Raw genomic sequence first — 21233 nt, forward strand, 5'->3', positions numbered from 1 at the left:
GCTGCATTTATAAACGAGTTTGTAAATGCAAGTCATTTTTTACATTTTAGCAGTAGAAAAAAAAATATGATTTAATTTAAAACCTTAGGCTTGACAGGTTTAACTAATTGATTTTTATAAATAATTAAATTGATCAAAAAATGATCAATTCAAAGAAAAGCCTTATCTTTTGAGCCGGACAAGTTGTCAAGTCTGTTTCAATCCACAAAGTTATCCACAGCTTTTGTGGACAACTGTGGAAAAGTCCAAAAGATAAGCATCTTGACTAAAAAATGAACGCAATCGTTCAATATATCAATCTAAATAAAACATGAAAATGAAACTAATAAGACATTTTCATGAAAATAAATTCTTTTGATGCGATAGCGGTCCGAATCGGCTAAAATTGCGCGGTATTTTTTTTATGGGTTAATCTCGTCTATGTACTCGCCAGTTGAGTCCGAACAAGGATTTAATTTCAAACCTGAACTGCCAACAAGCTCAGCCTACTACCGTTTGTTGAAGAAGCTTCGCCGCCAGGTCGGACATGCCATTCGTGACTTCAAGATGATTGAAGAAGGCGATAAGGTCATGGTGTGTATTTCTGGTGGTAAAGACAGTTATACCCTGTTGGATATCCTGCTACAGTTCAAGCGCATCGCACCGATCAATTTCGATGTAGTGGCTGTGAATCTGGACCAGAAACAGCCAGGCTTCCCGGAAGATGTATTACCGCGTTATTTAGAAGAAAATAACATTCCGTATTACATTTTGGAAAAAGATACCTACAGCATCACCAAAAAGTTGACGCCTGAAGGTAAAACCTACTGTGCAGTCTGTTCGCGTTTGCGTCGTGGTTCTTTATACGGTTTTGCGCAGGAAATTGGTGCGACCAAGGTTGCCTTAGGTCATCATCGTGATGATATCCTGGCGACTTTCTTCCTGAACCTGTTCCATGGCGGCAGCTTGAAAGCTATGCCACCAAAACTGTTGTCTTCAGACAAAAAGAACATTCTGATTCGTCCACTGGCCTATGTGGAAGAAAAAGACATCATTAAATATGCAGAAATGCGTCAATTTCCAATTATTCCATGTAATTTATGTGGCTCTCAGGACAACCTGCAGCGCGCAATTATCAATGACATGTTACGTGATTGGGATAAAGCACATCCAAAACGTCTGCACAGCATTTTTGGCGCATTGCAAAATGTTTCGCCATCACAGCTGGTCGATCGTGAATTATTTGATTTTGAAGTTCTGGATAGCCAGCGTGAATTCGACTTCAAAGGTGGTGATTCAACTGAAGAAGCGGTGGAAGGCGAGAACCGCCGGATCAATATGGTTAATCTGGGCTTTGCTGCAGACTAATTTTAGAACGTGTAGACATCAGCCCGCGGGTTGATGTCTGCTTATAAACATAAATAAAAATAGAACTACAAAAATTGAACGGCGCGTACAAAATTCGTTAGCCTTTGCGCTAATGATCATGATATAACAAAGCACAAGCATAATAGCTTCAACATGATGTCGTCTGGATAGTCGACACAAATGAACAAATAATTTGAGGAAAGATCATGCCTGCTTTTTTAACTGATGATTGGTTTTCAACTGTAGAAACTCTAACTGCGCAAGCTGGCGATTTGAATTTGCCACCAGCTTTGGCGAACCTTGCGATTAATTTGGTTGTAGCGGACACTACAGGTAATACTGAACTATCTTTAGATGGTGGGGCAATCAAGAAAGGTTTGTCTTCAAATGCCAAAACCACGCTGAATATGGATGGCGAAACTCTACGTAAAGTTTTCCTGGAATTTGATATGGCTGCTGCGATGCAGGCCTTCATGACCGGCAAAATCAAAGTACAGGGTGATATGTCACAATTGATGGCACTTCAAACTGCAAAACCAAGTCAGGAACAAAAAGATTTGTTCAAGAAAGTACTTGAAAATACCACGGCTTAATTCTACTAAGACATTAGCCTGAATAAAGACGAAAAAAGCTTACCCTGAGGTAAGCTTTTTTTATGTCATTTTGATTAATGCTAAGGTTTTAGCTTAGATATTCACCAATTGTGGTGTGGTCTTGATATGTTCCAAATAAGCACGAATGCGGGTCACATATTGTACCGCTTGACGGTAGCGACCATTATTGGCTTTATTCTGATCCAGATAGGCATATAAGTTCACCCAGTTATTCGGGTTCTTGCCTTGCGACTGAATGCGCTTTTGCAACTGATTCACTGCACCTGGGCCCATATTATAAGCTACCAGTGCAAACCAGTTCCGATCTGGAAAAGGAATATGATCATAGCGACTAAGCATTTGATCATAATACTTGGCACCACCCTGAATGCTTTGAGCAGGATCGGTACGGTTACTCACGCCCATGGCTTTTGCTGTACTGTTGGTCAGCATCATCAAACCACGCACACCCGTCGGAGAAACTGAATTCGGTTTCAGATAAGATTCCTGATAACCAATGGCCGCCAGTAAATGCCAATCCAGGTCATACTGCTGCGCTGTCTGTTTAAAACTCGCTTCATAGATCGGCAGACGGTTGTTCAAATCACGTTGAATGGTGGTCCAAGATTCCTCTTTCACGACATTCTGATTATAAAATGAAGCAAGCTGCTTGATGGCACCACTTTGTTTGCCTTTGCAGACAAAAGCACTGGCCGTCTGGCTCAAAGGATCTGTAGCAGATTTAAACACCAGATTTAAATTGGTATTCAAGCCATTACTCGACAGAATCGATTCATCGCCACAAGTGGCTGAGAATGACGTCAAACGCTTGTTTTCAATGGTGCGTATATCGGTGGTCGTCATAGCCAGATTGGCTTTACCCTGAGCAACCCATTGTAGGGCAGTCTGATTATCAGGAACGATTTTAAAATCGAGCTTTACATTCAGATTGTTGGCATAGTTACGAACCAGATCATAACCGAAGCCATGTAGATGTTGTCCATCCTGGAATACGGTAGTCGGATTTTCAACCGCAACCACGGTCAACTTATTGCTATTGACCACATGATCAAACTGAAGTGTGGTCTTACTTGCATTGATACTGTGTAGGGGAATAAATGCAGTGCTCAGTACAAGTGCTTTCAAAGGGAGAGAAGAAATTACAGATCTTAGGCAAAGCCTCGACCCAGTGGATGAACTACTGTGCATGTTGTCTCCGCTACAAGTAATTTATGCCCTAAAAATCACAGCCAACAAAGCCAGAAATTTTAACAGTTTGATAAATTCAATAAGGGTTGGGCAGTCATGACGTCATTCAAAATGACAAGAGATTTAAAGATAATTATGTAGAAAAACTACATAGATTAAAAAGTAAGCATTTCCGGAAGTTGCTGGCATATTAATGATCTAAAAAACGATTGTCAAATTTTGTACACAAATTATTTTTAAAAATAATTTTAAGATACTGAAATATAAAGTTAATTTTTTTGGAATTTTGCCATTGTGTTAAAATGGTAAATAAAATAAGCTGTTTGTAAGTTAAAACACTGAAAATATGATCAGCAAGACGTATGAAATCCAACTTAATCACCCGTGCTGGACACGATAAATTGGTGGCAGAACTTAAGAATCTCTGGCATGAAGAGCGTCCTGAAATTACCAAAAAAGTGAACTGGGCAGCCAGTCTCGGCGACCGTTCTGAAAACGCAGACTACCAATATAACAAGCAAATTTTGCGTAAAATTGATCGACGGGTCAGGTATCTCGGCAAGCGCCTAGAAGAGCTAAAAATTATAGATTTTTCCCCGGAGCAAGAGGGTAAGGTCTATTTTGGTGCCTGGGTAGAAATTGAAAACGAAGAAGGGGAACAAAAAACTTTACGTATTGTCGGTGTAGATGAAATTTATGATCATCATCCGCAGCATATTTCGATCAGTTCACCGATGGCACGCGCGTTATTAGGCAAGCAGGTCGATGATGAGGCCGAGGTATTGACCCCCTCCGGCAAGAAACTTTGGTTCATCAACTCAATTCGTTATGAAAAGCCAGAAAATTCAGCAGATTAATGTAATTGATTTTATTTTGTGCAGTTGATGCAGTGAAAGCATAAAAATATTTGCCAAGCATGATTTTTGTTTATATCATGTCGGCCATGGAAGCGTGGCAGAGCGGTTTAATGCACCGGTCTTGAAAACCGACGAGGGTGTGAGTCCTCCGTGAGTTCGAATCTCACCGCTTCCGCCAAATTTTAAAAACCCAGTCAATTTGACTGGGTTTTTTTATGTCTGAATATTTTTTCAGTTGTTGATCCGCTTGATGCTGAATGTGGTTATTTCTCTCATTATTCTCTACTGAGTTAAATACAACTCAAGATCATTTCAAGATTCAAATCTTTGAATGAAAATGCCCAGGTTGGCTTTGATTTCGGATGATTTTTAGCTGAATAAGCCGCTTTTTATAGAAGTTTCGCTAAATTTTATTGCCAAAAATCTAATTTATTTATATGATGGCGGCCAAGGAAGCGTGGCAGAGCGGTTTAATGCACCGGTCTTGAAAACCGACGAGGGTGTGAGTCCTCCGTGAGTTCGAATCTCACCGCTTCCGCCAAATTTTAAAAACCCAGTCAATTTGACTGGGTTTTTTTATGTCTGAATATTTTTTCAGTTGTTGATCCGCTTGATGCTGAATGTGGTTATTTCTCTCATTATTCTCTACTGAGTTAAATACAACTCAAGATCATTTCAAGATTCAAATCTTTGAATGAAAATGCCCAGGTTGGCTTTGATTTCGGATGATTTTTAGCTGAATAAGCCGCTTTTTATAGAAGTTTCGCTAAATTTTATTGCCAAAAATCTAATTTATTTATATGATGGCGGCCAAGGAAGCGTGGCAGAGCGGTTTAATGCACCGGTCTTGAAAACCGACGAGGGTGTGAGTCCTCCGTGAGTTCGAATCTCACCGCTTCCGCCAAATTTTTAAAACCCCAGTCGAAAGATTGGGGTTTTTCTTTTTAGGCTGCAGATCTTGAATATTAAATTCTTCAGTCCTTAACTTAATTCATAAAATCTTGAAAAATGGACGTATCGGCCAAATATAGAGTCAGAGGCGTCAACGCGCTATCATACGCCCAAGCATCATATGGATCTCATTATGAAAATTGTCGCAGATGAAAATCTGGCATATACCGATTATTTCTTTTCCGAATTTGGTGATATTCAACATCGTGCAGGGCGAACCTTAAGTGCAGATGATGTCAAAGATGCCGACAGCCTGTTGGTACGTTCAGTGACTCAGGTCAATGAAGCACTGCTACAGAATAGTTCGATTAAATTTGTGGGCAGTGCCACCATTGGTACAGATCATTTGGATATTGCTGCATTAGAACAACATGGGATTCAGTGGAGTAATGCGGCCGGCTGTAATGCGCAAGCGGTGGCTGAATATGTCATTACCGCATTATTGCAGGTACGTCTTGAATTACTCGATGCCAATGCGACATTTACCTTGGGTATTGTCGGTTTGGGTAATGTCGGAACCCGTCTGGCTTATATGGCGAAACTTTTGGGCTGGCGTGTGATCGGTTGCGATCCTTTTGTGCAAAGAGAGCAGGTTGATCAAGTCGAATTTCATGAATTGCTGCAACAAGCAGATGCAATTTCGATTCATGTTCCTTTAACCAAAACAGGCGCATATCCAACCTATCATTTATTTAATGCTACTGCATTGGCAAAAATGCAGCCTGACGCGATCTTGATTAATTCAGCACGTGGGCCAGTCATTGAAGAGGCCGCGCTAATCCAGGATATACAGGCGACACACCGAACAGTGATTTTGGATGTCTTTGAACACGAACCGCTGATTTCAGCAGAACTGCTGGATCTGGTGACTTTGGTCACTCCGCATATTGCCGGCTATAGCCTGGAAGGCAAGGCACGTGGTACTCAGATGATTTATGAGGCTTTTTGTCAAACTTTCGGTTTTGCAGCCAGTAAACAGTTTGAAACGCAGCTGCCTGTCTGTGAGCAGTTTTTTCAGGGGCAGGATTTAAAAATGGCATTGCAACAGCATTTATCCCAAATTTATGACATTGCTCGTGATGATGCCAATCTACGCGCCTGTCTCAAAGAAGGCAAAATCGATCAGCAGGCATTTGATCATTTACGTAAAACTTATCCGCTGCGTCGTGAGTGGGCAGCTCATGGTGGGCCGAAGGCATGACGATGACGTATCAACCTACTTGTAACCTTCAAGCCATGTATGCGCGTGCGAATTTATATCGTCAAATCCGTCAATTTTTCGCTGAGCGGGATGTATTAGAGGTGGAAACACCGATTTTGTCTCAAGCCGGTGTGACTGATGTGCATTTAGCCTCGGTACAGGCCCAGCGCCATGTGTTGGGTAAAGCGCATACCCATTATTTGCAGACTTCACCTGAATTTGCCATGAAGCGCTTATTGGCCAGTGGCAGTGGACCCATTTATCAAATCTGTAAAGTGTTCCGTGATGATGAGCATGGGCGTAAGCACAATAGCGAATTCACCATGCTGGAATGGTATCGTCCGGGATTTAGCTTAAAAGATCTGATGTTTGAAGTATCTGATCTGTTGAATGTGACCTTGAAAGCACGTTTTGGCGAAATACGTCCGACCATTCTGAGTTATAAGCACGCGTTCATGGATCGTCTGGATCTCAATCCGCTTCAGGCAACTTTGCAGGAATTGAAAGATTGCTGCCGCCGCGTCGGTTTAAGTCTGGATTTGGGCGAGGATCGTCTCGGTTATATCGACCTATTATTTTCACATATGGTTGAACCGAGTCTGGGGTTTGATACCGCAGTATTCCTGACCGATTTCCCCCCTGAAATGGCCTCTCTGGCGAAAACCCGAATCGATGAAGAGGGTGAACTGGTCGCCGCACGTTTTGAGCTGTATATCGAAGGTTTAGAATTGGCCAATGCCTATGATGAGCTGATTGATGCCGACGTATTGCGTTCGCGCTTTGAGGCGGATAATGCAGAACGGGCCAAGCTGGGCTTGCATGTCATGCCGATCGATAAATATCTATTGGCAGCTTTACCGAATATGCCGGAATGTTCTGGAATTGCCCTTGGAATTGACCGTTTGTTGATGATTGCAACCAATCAAATGAAACTGGAGCAAGTGATTACTTTTCCGGCAGATATTTCCTGATGGTACTGATCCAATATTTCTTAATTCCTTTTGTGATAAAGAGAAATTAAGCTATTAAAAAAGCACCCGAGGGTGCTTTTTTATTATTCAATCGCTACGGTTTGTTGTGCTTTGAGTTCACCGAGTGCCTGAATCCTTCGTTCAATCAGCATTTCACCAATATCCGGACCCTGAATATCGGCAGGCAGGTCTTGTGCCTTGATGGCGCGTACGGTTTGCATGGCATCGAGGACATATTGTGCTTGTGGATAAGCACGATCTTCCAGACCTAGACGGCCACGTGAATCACATTCACACGCCTGGACGAAAGCTTCGACACGTTCAGGGCGACGTAACACATCCAGACGTTGCAATAATCGCCATAAGGTTCCCGGCTTAAGATTGAAGGCCTGATGGCATTTCAGATGCTCTTTGCACACCGCCAAAGCCAGCTGCTTGGTATACGTCGGCACTTTTAAACGGTCACACAGTTCATTCACTGGCTTGATGCCACGCTCTTCATGCATGATATGTCGCGGTAATTCTTCAACCGGCGTTAAAGCTTTTCCTAAGTCATGCACTAAAACGGCAAAACGTACATCCAGGCTATAATTTTGACGACATGCCTGCTGCAAGGACATCATCGTGTGAATGCCGCAGTCAATTTCCGGATGATATTCAGGTCGTTGCGGAATGCCATATAAGGCGTCAATCTCAGGGAAGAGTACCTTTAAAGCACCACACTCGCGTAATACTTCAAAATACACATCAGCATGACGTTCGGATAATGCACGGGAAGTTTCTTTCCAGACGCGTTCCGGTGTCAAGGCATTTAATTCACCCGATTCAGTCAAGCGTTGCATTAACGCCAAAGTTTCATCGGCAATCACAAAGCCTGCACTGGTATAACGGGCAGCAAAACGGGCAATGCGTAGCACGCGCAATGGATCTTCGATAAAGGCATCGGAAACATGACGTAGAATCCGGTTTTCCAGATCCTGTTGACCGCCATAGGGGTCATAAACCTGGCCGGCATCATCCATGGCCATGGCGTTAATGGTCAGATCGCGACGAATCAGATCCTGCTCTAGCGTAACGCTGACATCGGTATGAAACTCAAAACCATGATAACCGGCGCCAGATTTGCGTTCAGTACGCGCCAGTGCATATTCTTCTTTTGTTTGGGGATGTAGAAAAACAGGGAAATCTTTGCCTACGGGCTGATAGCCTAAGTCAAGCATTTGCGCGGGAGTTGCACCAACGACCACATAATCTTTTTCGTGATAGGGGTGTCCGAGCAAATGATCTCGAACTGCGCCGCCTACTAAATAAACTTGCATGAAAAAACCTCTATTCTTACAAGCATCATGCTACAGAATAGAGGTTTTCTCAAGTTAAGAAACGAGGCTGATTCGTCGTTATCTTGTCATTGGCTTAAAGTGCATCTTGTTCCGCTTGCTGGATTTCTGCAACAGTCAGTGCAGTCATGTTGATCACACGGCGCGTGGTCGCAGTCGGCGTCAAAATGTGCACAGGTTTCGCAGCACCCAACAGAATTGGACCAATCGTTACGTTGTTGCCTGAAGTTGCCTTTAACAGGTTAAACGAGATATTGGCAGCATCCAGATTCGGCATGATCAGCAAGTTTGCAGAGCCTTTGAAACGTGAATTCGGGAATGCAAACTGACGAATGTTCTCATCCAGTGCAGCATCACCGTGCATTTCACCTTCAACTTCCAGCTCAGGCGCGATTTCAGACAGGATGTCATACACCTTACGCATTTTTTGCGCGCTGGCATCATGCTGGTCTGAACCAAAGCTTGAATGAGAAAGCAGGGCAATACGTGGTGTCATACCAAAACGGCGAACTTCTTCAGCAGCCAGAATGGTCATTTCAGCCAGCTGTTCAGCCGTTGGATTAGTATTGACATACGTATCGGCAATGAACAGGTTACGGTCTTCAAGCATCAAGGCATTCAAGGTAAAGAAAGTGTTATGACCATCTTTCTTGCCAATGATGTTGCTGACGAAGTCCAGGTGAATGTCGTAGCTTGAATATGTACCACACAGCATACCGTCTGCCATACCATGTTTCACAAGCATCGCTGCGATCAGGGTCGAGCGACGACGTGCTTCACGCTGTGCATATTCAGGCGTTACACCCTTACGCTGCATGATGTTGTAGTAATCATCTGCAAACATTTCATAGTTCGGGTTCTTTTCCTGATCGACGATAGTGATATTCACACCATCTTCAAGACGCAGACCCAATTTTTTGATGTTGGCTTCAATGACAGCTGGACGGCCTACCAGAATCGGAATTGCCAAACCGTCATCTACCGCGATTTGAACTGCGCGAAGTACACGCAGGTCTTCACCTTCTGCATAAGCAATACGTTTAGGATCAGATTTCGCCTGTTCAAAGATCGGTTTCATCATGAATGCAGAGTTGTAGACAAACTCAGACAAACGTTGACGATAATGCGAGAAATCCGTGATTGGACGTGTTGCCACACCCGAATCCATTGCTGCTTGTGCAACAGCAGGTGCGATTTCTAGGATCAAGCGTTGATCCAGCGGGCCCGGAATCAGGTATTCACGGCCAAATGATGCCGATTTTTCACCATAAGTTGCTGCATCAGCTTCAACATGTGCCATACGTGCAATTGCATGGACACAGGCAATTTTCATTTCTTCGTTAATAGTGGTTGCACCAACGTCCAGCGCACCACGGAAGATGTACGGGAAGCACAGTGCGTTATTCACCTGGTTCGGATAGTCAGAACGGCCGGTTGCCATGATCACGTCATCACGGACTTCATGCGCATGTTCAGGCAGAATTTCTGGATCCGGGTTCGCCAAGGCAAAGATGATCGGATCTTCAGCCATGACCTTGACCATTTCTTTGGTCAGAATGCCCGCAGCAGACAGACCGAGGAACATGTCTGCACCTGCAATCACGTCACCAAGCTGAGTAGCTTCGATGTCTTGTACATAGGCTTTCTTGGATTCATCCAAGCCTTCACGATGTGTAGTCAGCAGACCGCGTGAATCGGCAACGATGATATTCTCTTTTTTAGCACCCAGAGCGCAAAGCAGATTTAAACAAGACAGTGCAGCAGCGCCCGCGCCTGAAGCCACAATCTTGATCTCTTCAATTTTTTTGCCGTTGATTTGCAACGCGTTGAGGAGCGCAGAACCGACAATAATTGAAGTACCGTGCTGATCATCATGGAATACCGGAATATTCATGCGTTCACGCAGTTTTTGCTCGATATAGAAACACTCTGGCGCCTTGATATCTTCAAGGTTAATCCCGCCGAAAGTCGGTTCTAATGCAGCGACAATATCCACAATTTTGTCTGGATCATTTTCAGCAATTTCGATATCGAATACATCAACGCCGGCGAATTTTTTGAATAATACGCCTTTACCTTCCATCACTGGTTTAGAGGCCAAAGGACCAATATTACCCAAGCCAAGCACGGCAGTACCGTTGGTCACGACAGCAACCAGGTTGCCACGAGCTGTATACAATGCAGCAGTTGAAGGATCGCGTTCAATCTCAAGACATGGTGCAGCTACGCCAGGCGAGTAAGCAAGGGCTAAGTCACGTTGGTTGACCAATTGTTTGCTTGGTGTAACGCTGATTTTCCCCGGGGTAGGAAATTCGTGATAGTAAAGGGCCTGTTGCTTTAAAGATTGTTCGTCCATCAGTCTCTCGATCGTTGTAAAGATTACCCGGTCAGCGGGCAAAGAATTTATTTATGTTCCTGAATATACCATTTGTTAACCAGTTCGGACAGACAAAGACGGCCGTTTTTCCAACAAACTTATTGTGGTGGGGTATGGACTTAGACTTGAGATATATAAGTCTGATGCGTCTTGTCTCGCACTAAATAAGCGGTTGCATCCTGCTCAGGAAGCGGTTTGGAAAATAAGTAACCTTGGGCAATATCACAGTCTAAATCACGTAGATATTCTAGCTGCTCTTCGGTCTCGATTCCTTCCGCGACCACGGTCATACCCATGGCTTTACCCATGGCCACCATGGCACTGACAATCGCTGCCTGCTTGTTTTCCCCAATCTTGCAAACAAAACTGCGATCAATTTTCAAGGTATCAATAGGAAAATCAGCAAGATAGGAGAGAGAGGAGTAGCCTGTACCAAAATCATCTAGGGCAATATGAATATGTCGCTGTTTAATCTCATTGAGCAGGTTTTTGACCGCTTCCGAATTTTCGATTAAAGAAGATTCGGTAATTTCCAGCTCCAGGCTGGCGCCAGAAATCTGGTTATCTGCAATGGCCTGATCCAGATCATCGAGCAATTGACCACGACGCAATTGCTGCGCCACGATATTGACTGATACACAAATATGATTAAAACCCAGATCATTCCATTGGCGAATCTGTTTAGCGGCCTGCTGGATCACCAGACGACCAATGTCTGAAATCAGGCTAGTTTGTTCCGCTAACGGGATAAACAGCCCGGGTGCAATAATGCCTTTTTCTGGATGGTTCCAGCGAATCAGTGCTTCAAAGCCATAAATGCTTTGATCGCTGAAATTGATTTTGGGCTGATAATATACCACCAGTTCATTATTCTGGATCGCTTTACGCAAATCCCGTTCCAGAAAAACTCCTTTGTTCTGTAATGAATGATTTTCACTGCAATAAAAATGAATGGTGTTGCCACCGAGATTTTTGGCTTCGTTCAATGCCTGTTCGGCGCAGTTATTCAAATAATCCAGTTGACGGCCATGATCCGGATAAAATGCCACGCCCATAGACAGGGTAATCACATGATCCTGACCATAAATATTGAATGGTCTGCTAAAGGCCTGAGCGATGCGTTCACAATGGTGCTGAACTGAAGGGCGAATATGTGAGATTTCATAGAGAATCGCAAAATCATCACCATTTAGATGTGCCACAAACAGCGCTTCTGCATTGGTCATGCGCAGGCGCTGCGCTACCTGACGTAAAAGTTCATCACCGCCATTATTGGACAGATATTCATTCAATGGGCGGAAACGGTCGATGTTGAGTCGAATCACCGCCATCTCTTTAATCGAGTCTTTTTGCGAAACCAGATATTGATGTAACTGATAATTATAATAGAAGCGGTTCGGTAAATCGGTCAGCGTGTCGTAATTTTCCAAATAGGACAGGCGCTGTTCCTGTAATTTACGTTCAGTCAGATCTGATACGATGCCAATATAATGGGTAATCCGGCCTTCATCATCAGTCACGGCATTAATATGCAGCCATAAGGTCGACTCTTTGCCAGACAGAAATTTTGCATAGACCTCTCCATCATAAGAGCCAATCTTTTGAATCTGTTTGACAATATTGGCCTGAAAAGTACGTTGCTGGGATTTGTTTTGCACCGCAATATCAAATAAGGATTTACCGATAATCTCGTCACGCTCAAAACCGCTCAGGTATTCGTAGTGAGGATTGACATCGATATAATCTAAATCAGGATTCAGAATGAAAATGCCTTCTGCAGCCTGTTCCAGTACACTGGCCACCAGCTTTAAACGTTCTTGAGACAGACGTTCCTGCTGGATATCACGCCGGATGCCGACCATGCGCAAGGGTTTTTTGTTTTTAGGATCACGACTGATTACCCGGCCAATATCATGCACCCAACTCCAGCCACCTTCACTGAGCTTGATCCGGTAAGTGGCATCATAGCGTTCAATCTGGCCACGCAGATGCTGTTTCATATTGTGCTTAAAATAGTCCAGATCTTCAGGGTGAATCAGATGCTGTAATTGCAGATGATGATCTTTGGAATCACGCAGAATCTTTTCGTCTTTATGATTGGTTAAAGTGATGCTGCGCTCTTGAATATTCCAGTCCCATGGGCGAATACCGGCAATTTCATGTGCCAGTTCCAGATTCTGCTGCTGATTCTTCAGGTCATGATTGATCTGTTCAATATCATAAGTACGTTCCCGTACTTTTTGTTCCAGCAATTGATTGTTGAGCTGTAATTGCAGTTCGATGTCTTTGGATTTATTGACTTCAGCTTTGAGCTGTTGACACAGTTCATCAGTCCAATGGACTTGCTGCTCGGCATTTTTCACCAGAATGTCATTTTCTGCATAAAGGCGTGAGGTACGGCGATGAATGCGGTAGCTACTGGTCGCACACAGCAGAATCACAATCATGGCGAAATTTAAGGCCAGCGCAAAGAAGGGGTTGGAATGACCGACCTGATAAATTTGTGATAGTAAAAACGGCAGTAAAGAGGGTAAAAATGCCAGACAGAAATAACTGAGTTTTTGGGTTAAATAGGTTAGGCCAAAGGTTTGGGTGACAATCAGCAACAAGGCGGATAAGGTCAGCGCTTCAATATCGTCAAAGGCCGGGTTGGCTTGAGGCAAATAATAGTAAATGGTAAAAATACCAGCCGCGATACTGAGGCCAACAGCCAGACTCTGAATCTGTAACCAGCGGTGCGCACTCTTCTGGTTATATTGCTCAGGTTTAAAATACAGTGTAGTGACCAGCCAGCATATGCTGACCAGGAACTCTGTCAGAATGAACCAGGTATTAAAATAAGTATTAGAAGGGCTATATTGAATGTGATAAATACAAAAAATATAAAAGCAGATCACCATGATGCTGATTAAAAAATAGCGACTATGGCGCAGCGTGTTTGCAATCTGCGCATCATGTAAATGTTGCTGAATATAGTCGTTCTGATTATCAACCATGTAATTCAATGCCTGTATTCATCCTAAACGGTTTTCGTCCTTGTACATTGTTGTTATAAAAACCCCAGGAAATGTGTGAAATCAATTAATAAGTATTTATTATTCTTTAGTCGAGATTAGTTGTCTTAAAAATTAAAAATCAACAAAATTAAAGACAAATTTTTACTCATCTGATGAACTAAAGCACGTAATTTAAAATTGATAGGGCAACCACAGGGGCTGTTTCGGTACGCAGTACACGTTCGCCGATACACCAGTTCAGAAAACCTTTCTGGTTTGCGGCGTTAATTTCTGCCTCACTCAGACCGCCTTCGGGGCCAATTAACAGGGCAAGATCCAAGGTCGCTTCTGCCAGTACATCGGCTTCATCTTTATTGGGTGCCAAAACCAGCTTGGTGTTAGGTAGCTCAGTATCCAGCCATTTTTCAAGTGACATGGGCGCTAAAATCTTGGGTACGATATTCAGACCACACTGTTCACAAGCTGCAATTGCAACCCCTTGCCAGTGGTCCAGTTTCTTTTGATCACGATCATACTTCAAGCGCATTTCACAGCGATCTGACGTCAGCAACTGAATTTCAGATACGCCTAGTTCGACCGCTTTCTGAATCGCATAATCCATACGATCACCTTTGCTCATCACCTGACCGAGCAAGGCCTGAAACTTGGGGGTACGATTGGCAGGATTAAATGCAGTGACCGAAACGGTGGCTGATTTTTTGGCTACCTCAGTCAGGGTCACCTCATATTCGCCACCCTGTCCATTGAACAATGTCGCGCTTTCACCCACTTGAGCACGCAATACCTTGACCCAATGATGAAAAACGGTTTCTGTTAACTCAACCGTAGTATCAACATTTAAGTCTGCTTCAATAAAAAAACGTGGCATGTCGGAATTACTCTCAGGTGGGACAAAACAAGACTGCATAGCTCTTTACACCCTTTGCATGTTTCTCCTCAAGGGAGAAAAAGGGTCAGATCAATGCAGTCTGAAAACTTATGCGAGACCTAGGTCTTTTACAAGTTGGCGGGTCGGATCAGTGGTGTTCATGGTGTAGAAGTGCAGACTTGGTGCACCACCTGCAAGCAGACGCTCACAGAATTTCACCACAACTTCATGACCAAAGGCTTTAATGCTGGCACTATCATCACCATAGGTGGCCAGTTGCTTGCGAATCCAGCGTGGAATCTCAGCACCGGTACCGTCAGCAAAACGAATCAGGTTGCTGGCATTGGTAATCGGCATGATCCCTGGCGCAACAGGAATATTGATTCCTGCTTTCTGTATGCGATCTACAAAGTAGAAATAGGCATCTGGATTGAAGAAGAACTGGGTTAAAGCGGCATTAGCACCCGCCTGAACTTTTTCAACAAAGTGCTGAATGTCTTTGTCAAAGCTTTCTGCTTGAGGATGCATTTCCGGATAAGCTGCCACTTCAATCTTGAAATGATCACCTGAATGTTCGCGGATAAAGCGAACCAGATCAGCTGCATAAGGTAATTCACCCAAACCGACCTGACCAGAAGGCAAGTCACCACGCAGGGCAACAATACGGTTAATGCCTTGAGATTTGTACAGGTCTAGAAGTTCTGCAATACGTGCTTTGTCATCACCAATACAAGACAGGTGAGGGGCAACAGGTGCACCTTTGCCATTAAAGTCATTGATGGTAGACAGGGTGCGTTCACGGGTCGAACCACCAGCACCATAGGTCACAGAAAAGAATTCTGGGTTTAACAGTTGTAACTCTTGATGTACAACCTTGAGTTTTTCCGCGCCTACATCAGTTTTGGTTGGGAAGAATTCAAATGAAATTGGAATCTGTTTAGACATGTTCAAATCCTTTTTTATAAATACTTTTTAATTAGTTTTACCTCTCCTAAATCCTCTCCTGGAAGGAGAGGACTTACCCTCGATGACATACATTTGGTAATGAATGTTCCCTCTCCCTATGGGAAAGGGTTAGGGAGAGGGTGGAGTTTAATTAGTATTTATAAGCATCCGCTTTAAACGGACCTTCAACTTGAACACCTAAGTAATCCGCTTGTTCTTGAGTTAGTTGAGTCAAGACACCACCGAAACCAGCAACCATCGCAGCAGCAACCTCTTCATCTAATTTCTTAGGAAGAAGCTCTACACGAATTTGTGCAGCTTTTTCAGATTCTGGAAGATCAGCAAATTTCTCAGCGAATAAATGCATTTGACCCAATACTTGGTTGGCAAATGAACCATCCATAATACGTGATGGGTGACCAGTCGCATTACCAAGGTTCACCAAACGGCCTTCAGAAAGAAGGATCAGGTAATCATTTTCATTTTCTGAACGATACACTTGGTGTACTTGAGGTTTAACTTCAACCCACTTGTAACCACGTAGGTAAGCTGTATCAATTTCAGTATCGAAGTGACCGATGTTACATACAACAGCGCCCGCTTTTAATGAATCAAGCATTGCTGAATCACAAACGTGGTAGTTACCCGTTGTAGTCACGATCAGGTCAGTGTTTTGAAGAAGATCAACATTGATATCTTCTTTCTTACCAGTTTGCACACCATTTTTGTATGGAGATACAACTTCGTAACCGTCCATGCATGCTTGCATAGCACAGATTGGATCAACTTCAGTTACACGTACAATCATGCCTTCTTGACGAAGGGATTGAGCAGAACCTTTACCTACGTCACCGTAACCGATTACCAGCGCACGACGGCCAGATAAAAGCATATCTGTACCACGTTTGATTGCATCATTTAGTGAGTGACGGCAACCGTATTTGTTGTCGTTTTTAGACTTGGTTACTGAATCATTTACGTTGATTGCAGGAACTTTTAAAGTGCCATCACGAAGCATTTCGTACAGACGTTGAACACCTGTCGTTGTTTCTTCAGTTACACCGTGAATTTTTGCAATCACTTCTGGGTATTTTTCGTGAACAAGTAGCGTTAAATCACCGCCATCGTCAAGAATCATGTTGGCATCCCAAGGTTTGCCATTTACATTGATTTGTTGTTCAAGACACCACATGTATTCTTCTTCAGTTTCGCCTTTCCAAGCAAATACAGGAATGCCCGCAGCAGCGATAGCAGCAGCAGCATGGTCTTGAGTCGAGAAGATGTTACATGAAGTCCAGCGAACTTCTGCGCCTAATTCAACCAGTGTTTCAATAAGAACAGCTGTTTGAATGGTCATGTGGATACAGCCGAGAATTTTCGCGCCTGCAAGTGGTTTTGCTGCCGAGTAGCGTTTACGCAGACCCATGAGGGCTGGCATTTCAGCTTCAGCAAGTTTGATTTCTTTACGGCCGTAATCAGCAAGTGAAATATCAGCAACTTTGTAATCTGTAAATGAAGCAGTAACCGCGTTCATCAGGATCTCCTAGGAAAAAATAGATTGGATCGTTCTGTTCGCGGATGCCGTTGTTGATCAGAACGAATGTCTGACCGATGGTCGAGCCTAGCGATTTTACATTTAGTGCCTGTAAAACGTCGCAGCATCCCTCGACTAGCGCCGTATTGTACTTGGATTTAAAGTGATAGCCAAGTTATATAAAATCCGATACAAATACATTGACTTAAAAATATACTAAGGAAGAAGAATGGATGACTTAGAGGAAATTACAAAATCCATCGATGTGCTGATCCAAGACAAACCACTGGATTTCCTTGGGCACTGTGAGCTAAAAACTGGGTGTAAATTATTGATCATAGATTTACTTATAAATTTTAATAGGTTGGAGGTTCATCTCAAGAGGCTCGTAACATATGTAGAAATACCTACATATAAGGATGAAGTGAGAACCTTACCTTTGTCACAGCTTATAAATGTGAAAGAATTACATAAGCATTTGAATGGTGAAATAATTTATTTATTGGGGAAAGTTGAGAGGAACTTATTTGTTAGAAATTTAATTGCTCATTCAATTCCTACACTAGTAAAGGATAAATATATCGTTTTCTTATCTCATGATATTAGTGAATTAAAAAAAATACGCACCAATGCGAAGAGGGAGGATTATAAATATGCAGAAACAGAGAGAACGAAAGCCTTATTAAAATCGAAAGAAAAAATAGATCATAGTAATTATAGTGTTATGAGGCTTAATGATTTGATTGGATTAAATGAGCTTTTAGATTATTTAATAAAGGAAATAGAATTTATTGTGAATCATATATGATAATAAAAAGCCCATCATCTGATGGGCTTTTTTTACTTATTTAGCTTCAGCAGCATCTGCTTTTTGAGTCCAGAACTCAGCCTGTTCTTCATTGCCATCTACGCCTAAACCATTGGCATAAATAAATGCAAGATCACGCATCGCTTGAACTTCGCCCCATTCCGCAGCCTGTTTTACCAAAGCAATCGATTTTTCGACGTCTTTTTCAATTACATCGCCACGACGGTAAAAACCTGCTAGCTCTAAAGTCGCAGCAGGGTGCTTCTCGATATTGGCCTTACTTAACCAGTAATAGGCTAACTCAAAGTGAGCTTTGGATTCTTCCGGATCTTCTTCTGCCAGTTCTTTGGCATAAACAGTATAACCTTCACCTAACCAGTACATCGCATCAACCAGTCCGCCGTTGGCAGCTTTCAATGCCCATTCTTCAGCCAGGATGATGTCATCATCATGCTCGCTTTGCATATACAGTTCAGCCAATTCAAATTGCGCTTCAGCATTGCCTGCTAAGGCAAGATTGGTCAGGGCAGCAGAGAGAGAAACACGCTGGGTCATATCAACATCTCAAAAATATTGTGGGTAGACTAAAAGGTTTAAAGAAAAAAAGCCAATCCGAAGATCAGCTTTTAAAAAGGTAGTGATGAATCAATCAACTAGATCAAGCAAATAATCCCTGAGATCGAGGCTATGAACACACAGAACATTACGATCACTTTAATTCTACTTGCCAGATAACTCAGGCTTGAAGCTACGACCAAGGCCGCAAAAGTTAAACTGCCGAGCCAATAACTGATCATGTTGCTGATCGTTCCAGCGAACAGGCACAGGATAAGTGCCAGAATCAATATTACCCAGCCAAGAATGCTGGCCAGTCTGGTTTTGGAAGCATCTAATTCTTGAGCAAAGATCTGTTTTTGATGTTTGGACATGGATGCGGCAAGCGCAAATAAACCGAGAGACGTCAAAGCCCAAATCAATAAGAAGAACATCATGCCTGATTCTCCTTGAGCATCACTTTGGATTTTTTAGAGGGTAAGCCTTTATGGTTTTTCACTTTTTTAAATGAAAACCAGAACAAGATCGCAAGCACCCACATCGCCAGATCAAAAGAAGCAATCATCCATTGAGCATTCAGGACGGTATTCCAGATCGCCTGACCTCCAGTCAGGAAATTAATGATTGGCAACAATGCGAATGCCACAGTTGCAAGCACGAGTAGCTCTAGCCAGGCTTGTCGATTGCTACGAATCATGGCGTAAACTAAGGTCAGCAACCAGACAATAAAGAAGCTACGAATCTCCCAGTTCAGACGCATGTCCATGTCTGCCGGAATAAAACGGTTGGCATAGAAATAGGCAGCACAGGCAATAGGTAAACCAATAATGGCAGCGATATTGGTGACTTCCACAAGACGATAACCAAAGGATTTATAGCCTTGCTTCTGTTGCTGCGGTGCACGTTTGACACACCATAGAATCAAGCCGGTTGCAATCATCAAGGTGCCGACCACACCTGACATGAACAATAACCAGCGTAAAGCCAGATCCACGCCACGTGCCTCATGCAATGTGGTGAATACATTATAAATACCATTGGCGACTGAAGGTATTTTCAGGGTGGTGTGATCCGGCTCTAAATCACCGGTTACGCCATTGAAAGCAAGGCTTGGATAAACATTGCGATAAGCTACGCTGACTCCGTTTAAGGCACGAAGCTCAATTTCAGCTTTTACGGTATTCGGCTGGATAACGGTTATCGTACCCACCGGATTATTTTTCCATTCTTTTTCGGCTGTTGCCAAGATCGGAGCCAGATCGGTTAACGCTGCAGGAGGTGCAGCTTGCATTTCATCACGAGAGCGGCGTCCTGCACCCCGTGCCGACATTTCACCACGCTCGCCACGATTTTCTCTCTCAGCTTGCGGTCGACGTTCTTTACTCTCACTATGGCTTTCACGGGATTCAGCCTGAATGCTGTTGTCCTGAATCAAGCTCTTGCGTTGATCTTGCAGAAATGCACCTCGATTTTCATAAATCTGGTTAACACCCCAAGGCATCAGGGTAAAGAGCAGCAGTAATAAGCCACTGAAAGTAATCATGATATGAAAGGGCAGGGCAAATACCGCAGTAGCATTATGCGCATCTAGCCAGGAACGCTGACCTTTGCCTGGACGGAAAGTGAAAAAGTCTTTGAAGATTTTTTTATGGGTAATTACACCGCTGATGATCGCTACCAGCATGAGCAGGGTCGCAATGCCGACAATCCAGCGTGCCCAGATTCTTGGCAAACCATACAATTCAAAATGAAAGCGGTATAGGAAGGAGCCACCACGTGTTTCACGCGCTTGCAAAACTTCACCCGTGGCGCTGTCAATCGTCACACGGGTACCGCCACGACGGGCACGCGGATCTTCGCCGGTACTACGAATAGTCAGGGTGGTGGTATTTTGGCGTGAGTTAGGAAGTTGGATCGCCCAGCTGCCAGCATCCGGATGATGCTGTTGCAGATAAGCTAATGCCACACGCGTCTGTTCGATCTGGGTCTTTTGCGGGACTGACTGATGAAATTCCGGTTTCATCCAGACGGTAATTTCGTTCTGGAAAAAGCTTAAGGTTCCGGTCAAGAAAATCGCATATAAAAGCCAGCCTAAAATCAGACTGGCCCAGGTATGCAACCACGACATCGACTGGCGTGGACCTTCGGGTTTTGCATCTACTCTCATCTCAATTTCCTAAAAGCTTATAGGCGATATAGAGTAAAACACCGGGAATCGCGATCCCGAGCGTAGCTTTGAGCGTCTTATTCACCATAAATACCCAGATAAATGCAGCAGCATTCAAGCTAAAGCCAATCAGGGTGGCGGACATGGCTGCACTGCTTCCACTGTCGATAAAAAGCTGGGCAATCACGATCGTTGCCAGTGTAGCCAGTAGATAACCGCCAGCACCCGCCAGAATAAAGCGATATAAAATCATCCCACGATAAGCCAGCATATTTGCTTTGACTTTATTTTTGCTTGATGGTTTCGGTGCAGTAACTGTTCCAGTCGCTATGGCTTGCATATTCGGACTATTCATCATCGAAAATTCTATTTACAAATTTATGAACTAATTAATGATAATGATAACAATTATTGTTTATATTTTAAATATGGGTTGCTGAACTATTTATATGAAAAATAAGTAAAACTGGAAGTTAGGTTAAAAAAGAGAGGGGGG

17 protein-coding genes and 3 tRNA genes are annotated in these 21233 nt (G+C 43.4%); 9 read left to right on the forward strand and 11 right to left on the reverse strand.

Annotated elements, in window-relative coordinates; translation table 11 throughout:
* The first annotated feature begins 420 nt into the window (after positions 1-420).
* Entirely contained in the window at positions 421-1347 is a 927-nt protein-coding gene (gene ttcA, locus ACNPNW_RS14350; protein ID WP_004280538.1) for a tRNA 2-thiocytidine(32) synthetase TtcA, read from the forward strand.
* 206 nt (positions 1348-1553) lie between these two features.
* Positions 1554-1940, forward strand: coding sequence for an SCP2 sterol-binding domain-containing protein (locus tag ACNPNW_RS14355; protein ID WP_004280536.1), 387 nt, complete (start codon positions 1554-1556; stop codon positions 1938-1940).
* A 93-nt stretch (positions 1941-2033) separates the two neighbouring features.
* On the opposite strand, the gene ACNPNW_RS14360 is transcribed toward ACNPNW_RS14355, so the two are convergent.
* Positions 2034-3149 carry an MltF family protein gene (locus tag ACNPNW_RS14360; protein WP_004280534.1) on the reverse strand — a complete coding sequence of 372 codons (1116 nt, stop codon included), beginning with the start codon at positions 3147-3149 and terminating at the stop codon, positions 2034-2036.
* Between the two features lie 362 nt (positions 3150-3511).
* Here ACNPNW_RS14360 and greB point away from each other — a divergent pair, with 362 nt between their 5' ends.
* The 6 genes from greB to epmA all read left to right on the forward strand — a co-directional run bounded on the left by greB (position 3512) and on the right by epmA (position 7129).
* Complete coding sequence (gene greB, locus ACNPNW_RS14365) at positions 3512-4006, forward strand: transcription elongation factor GreB (protein WP_005103930.1); 495 nt, start codon at positions 3512-3514, stop codon at positions 4004-4006.
* Positions 4007-4094: 88 nt separating this feature from the next.
* Positions 4095-4184 (forward strand) — tRNA-Ser (locus ACNPNW_RS14370).
* A 273-nt stretch (positions 4185-4457) separates the two neighbouring features.
* Positions 4458-4547: transfer RNA gene (locus ACNPNW_RS14375), tRNA-Ser, on the forward strand.
* Positions 4548-4820: 273 nt separating this feature from the next.
* Positions 4821-4910, forward strand: a tRNA-Ser gene (locus tag ACNPNW_RS14380).
* A 180-nt stretch (positions 4911-5090) separates the two neighbouring features.
* Positions 5091-6158, forward strand: a complete 1068-nt coding sequence (locus ACNPNW_RS14385; protein WP_129716735.1) for a 4-phosphoerythronate dehydrogenase — start codon at positions 5091-5093, stop codon at positions 6156-6158.
* A complete protein-coding gene (epmA, locus tag ACNPNW_RS14390) occupies positions 6155-7129 on the forward strand; it encodes an EF-P lysine aminoacylase EpmA (RefSeq protein WP_129716733.1) in 975 nt (324 codons plus the stop codon). The genes ACNPNW_RS14385 and epmA overlap by 4 nt, the downstream gene beginning before the upstream one ends.
* An 83-nt stretch (positions 7130-7212) precedes the next feature.
* Here epmA and ACNPNW_RS14395 read toward each other — a convergent pair whose 3' ends face one another.
* The 6 genes from ACNPNW_RS14395 to ahcY all read right to left on the reverse strand — a co-directional run bounded on the left by ACNPNW_RS14395 (position 7213) and on the right by ahcY (position 17207).
* Positions 7213-8448 carry a multifunctional CCA addition/repair protein gene (locus ACNPNW_RS14395; RefSeq protein ID WP_129716731.1) on the reverse strand — a complete coding sequence of 412 codons (1236 nt, stop codon included), beginning with the start codon at positions 8446-8448 and terminating at the stop codon, positions 7213-7215.
* 94 nt (positions 8449-8542) lie between these two features.
* A complete protein-coding gene (locus tag ACNPNW_RS14400) occupies positions 8543-10822 on the reverse strand; it encodes an NADP-dependent malic enzyme (RefSeq protein ID WP_129716730.1) in 2280 nt (759 codons plus the stop codon).
* Positions 10823-10962: 140 nt separating this feature from the next.
* Positions 10963-13839 carry a putative bifunctional diguanylate cyclase/phosphodiesterase gene (locus tag ACNPNW_RS14405; RefSeq protein WP_129716728.1) on the reverse strand — a complete coding sequence of 959 codons (2877 nt, stop codon included), beginning with the start codon at positions 13837-13839 and terminating at the stop codon, positions 10963-10965.
* 178 nt (positions 13840-14017) lie between these two features.
* Positions 14018-14728, reverse strand: coding sequence for a 16S rRNA (uracil(1498)-N(3))-methyltransferase (locus ACNPNW_RS14410; protein ID WP_129716726.1), 711 nt, complete (start codon positions 14726-14728; stop codon positions 14018-14020).
* A gap of 108 nt (positions 14729-14836) precedes the next feature.
* Positions 14837-15673 carry a methylenetetrahydrofolate reductase [NAD(P)H] gene (gene metF / locus ACNPNW_RS14415; RefSeq protein WP_129716724.1) on the reverse strand — a complete coding sequence of 279 codons (837 nt, stop codon included), beginning with the start codon at positions 15671-15673 and terminating at the stop codon, positions 14837-14839.
* Positions 15674-15824: 151 nt separating this feature from the next.
* A complete protein-coding gene (ahcY, locus tag ACNPNW_RS14420) occupies positions 15825-17207 on the reverse strand; it encodes an adenosylhomocysteinase (RefSeq protein WP_071850654.1) in 1383 nt (460 codons plus the stop codon).
* Positions 17208-17436: 229 nt separating this feature from the next.
* On the opposite strand from ahcY, the gene ACNPNW_RS14425 reads away from it, so the two are divergent.
* Positions 17437-18015, forward strand: coding sequence for a hypothetical protein (locus ACNPNW_RS14425; RefSeq protein WP_337971647.1), 579 nt, complete (start codon positions 17437-17439; stop codon positions 18013-18015).
* 36 nt (positions 18016-18051) lie between these two features.
* On the opposite strand, the gene ACNPNW_RS14430 is transcribed toward ACNPNW_RS14425, so the two are convergent.
* From ACNPNW_RS14430 to ACNPNW_RS14445, 4 genes are all read right to left on the reverse strand, one after another.
* A complete protein-coding gene (locus tag ACNPNW_RS14430) occupies positions 18052-18570 on the reverse strand; it encodes a tetratricopeptide repeat protein (RefSeq protein ID WP_129716722.1) in 519 nt (172 codons plus the stop codon).
* A 98-nt stretch (positions 18571-18668) separates the two neighbouring features.
* The gene (locus tag ACNPNW_RS14435) at positions 18669-19007 is read right to left on the reverse strand and encodes a DUF3325 domain-containing protein (RefSeq protein ID WP_129716720.1); all 339 of its coding nucleotides are present in this window, start codon (positions 19005-19007) and stop codon (positions 18669-18671) included.
* A complete protein-coding gene (locus ACNPNW_RS14440; protein WP_129716718.1) occupies positions 19004-20737 on the reverse strand; it encodes a PepSY-associated TM helix domain-containing protein in 1734 nt (577 codons plus the stop codon). The genes ACNPNW_RS14435 and ACNPNW_RS14440 overlap by 4 nt, the downstream gene beginning before the upstream one ends.
* A gap of 1 nt (position 20738) precedes the next feature.
* Positions 20739-21095, reverse strand: coding sequence for a hypothetical protein (locus tag ACNPNW_RS14445; protein WP_005106369.1), 357 nt, complete (start codon positions 21093-21095; stop codon positions 20739-20741).
* Positions 21096-21233 lie beyond the last annotated feature (138 nt).

Source organism: Acinetobacter endophylla, assembly GCF_053543775.1.

Bases quoted from the DNA above. Each gene is read 5' to 3' on its own strand.
- ttcA (WP_004280538.1), top strand. From the start codon at position 421: ATGTACTCGCCAGTTGAGTCCGAACAAGGATTTAATTTCAAACCTGAA.
- ACNPNW_RS14355 (WP_004280536.1), top strand. From the start codon at position 1,554: ATGCCTGCTTTTTTAACTGATGATTGGTTTTCAACTGTAGAAACTCTA.
- ACNPNW_RS14360 (WP_004280534.1), bottom strand. From the start codon at position 3,149: ATGCACAGTAGTTCATCCACTGGGTCGAGGCTTTGCCTAAGATCTGTA.
- greB (WP_005103930.1), top strand. From the start codon at position 3,512: ATGAAATCCAACTTAATCACCCGTGCTGGACACGATAAATTGGTGGCA.
- ACNPNW_RS14385 (WP_129716735.1), top strand. From the start codon at position 5,091: ATGAAAATTGTCGCAGATGAAAATCTGGCATATACCGATTATTTCTTT.
- epmA (WP_129716733.1), top strand. From the start codon at position 6,155: ATGACGATGACGTATCAACCTACTTGTAACCTTCAAGCCATGTATGCG.
- ACNPNW_RS14395 (WP_129716731.1), bottom strand. From the start codon at position 8,448: ATGCAAGTTTATTTAGTAGGCGGCGCAGTTCGAGATCATTTGCTCGGA.
- ACNPNW_RS14400 (WP_129716730.1), bottom strand. From the start codon at position 10,822: ATGGACGAACAATCTTTAAAGCAACAGGCCCTTTACTATCACGAATTT.
- ACNPNW_RS14405 (WP_129716728.1), bottom strand. From the start codon at position 13,839: ATGGTTGATAATCAGAACGACTATATTCAGCAACATTTACATGATGCG.
- ACNPNW_RS14410 (WP_129716726.1), bottom strand. From the start codon at position 14,728: ATGCCACGTTTTTTTATTGAAGCAGACTTAAATGTTGATACTACGGTT.
- metF (WP_129716724.1), bottom strand. From the start codon at position 15,673: ATGTCTAAACAGATTCCAATTTCATTTGAATTCTTCCCAACCAAAACT.
- ahcY (WP_071850654.1), bottom strand. From the start codon at position 17,207: ATGAACGCGGTTACTGCTTCATTTACAGATTACAAAGTTGCTGATATT.
- ACNPNW_RS14425 (WP_337971647.1), top strand. From the start codon at position 17,437: ATGGATGACTTAGAGGAAATTACAAAATCCATCGATGTGCTGATCCAA.
- ACNPNW_RS14430 (WP_129716722.1), bottom strand. From the start codon at position 18,570: ATGACCCAGCGTGTTTCTCTCTCTGCTGCCCTGACCAATCTTGCCTTA.
- ACNPNW_RS14435 (WP_129716720.1), bottom strand. From the start codon at position 19,007: ATGATGTTCTTCTTATTGATTTGGGCTTTGACGTCTCTCGGTTTATTT.
- ACNPNW_RS14440 (WP_129716718.1), bottom strand. From the start codon at position 20,737: ATGAGAGTAGATGCAAAACCCGAAGGTCCACGCCAGTCGATGTCGTGG.
- ACNPNW_RS14445 (WP_005106369.1), bottom strand. From the start codon at position 21,095: ATGATGAATAGTCCGAATATGCAAGCCATAGCGACTGGAACAGTTACT.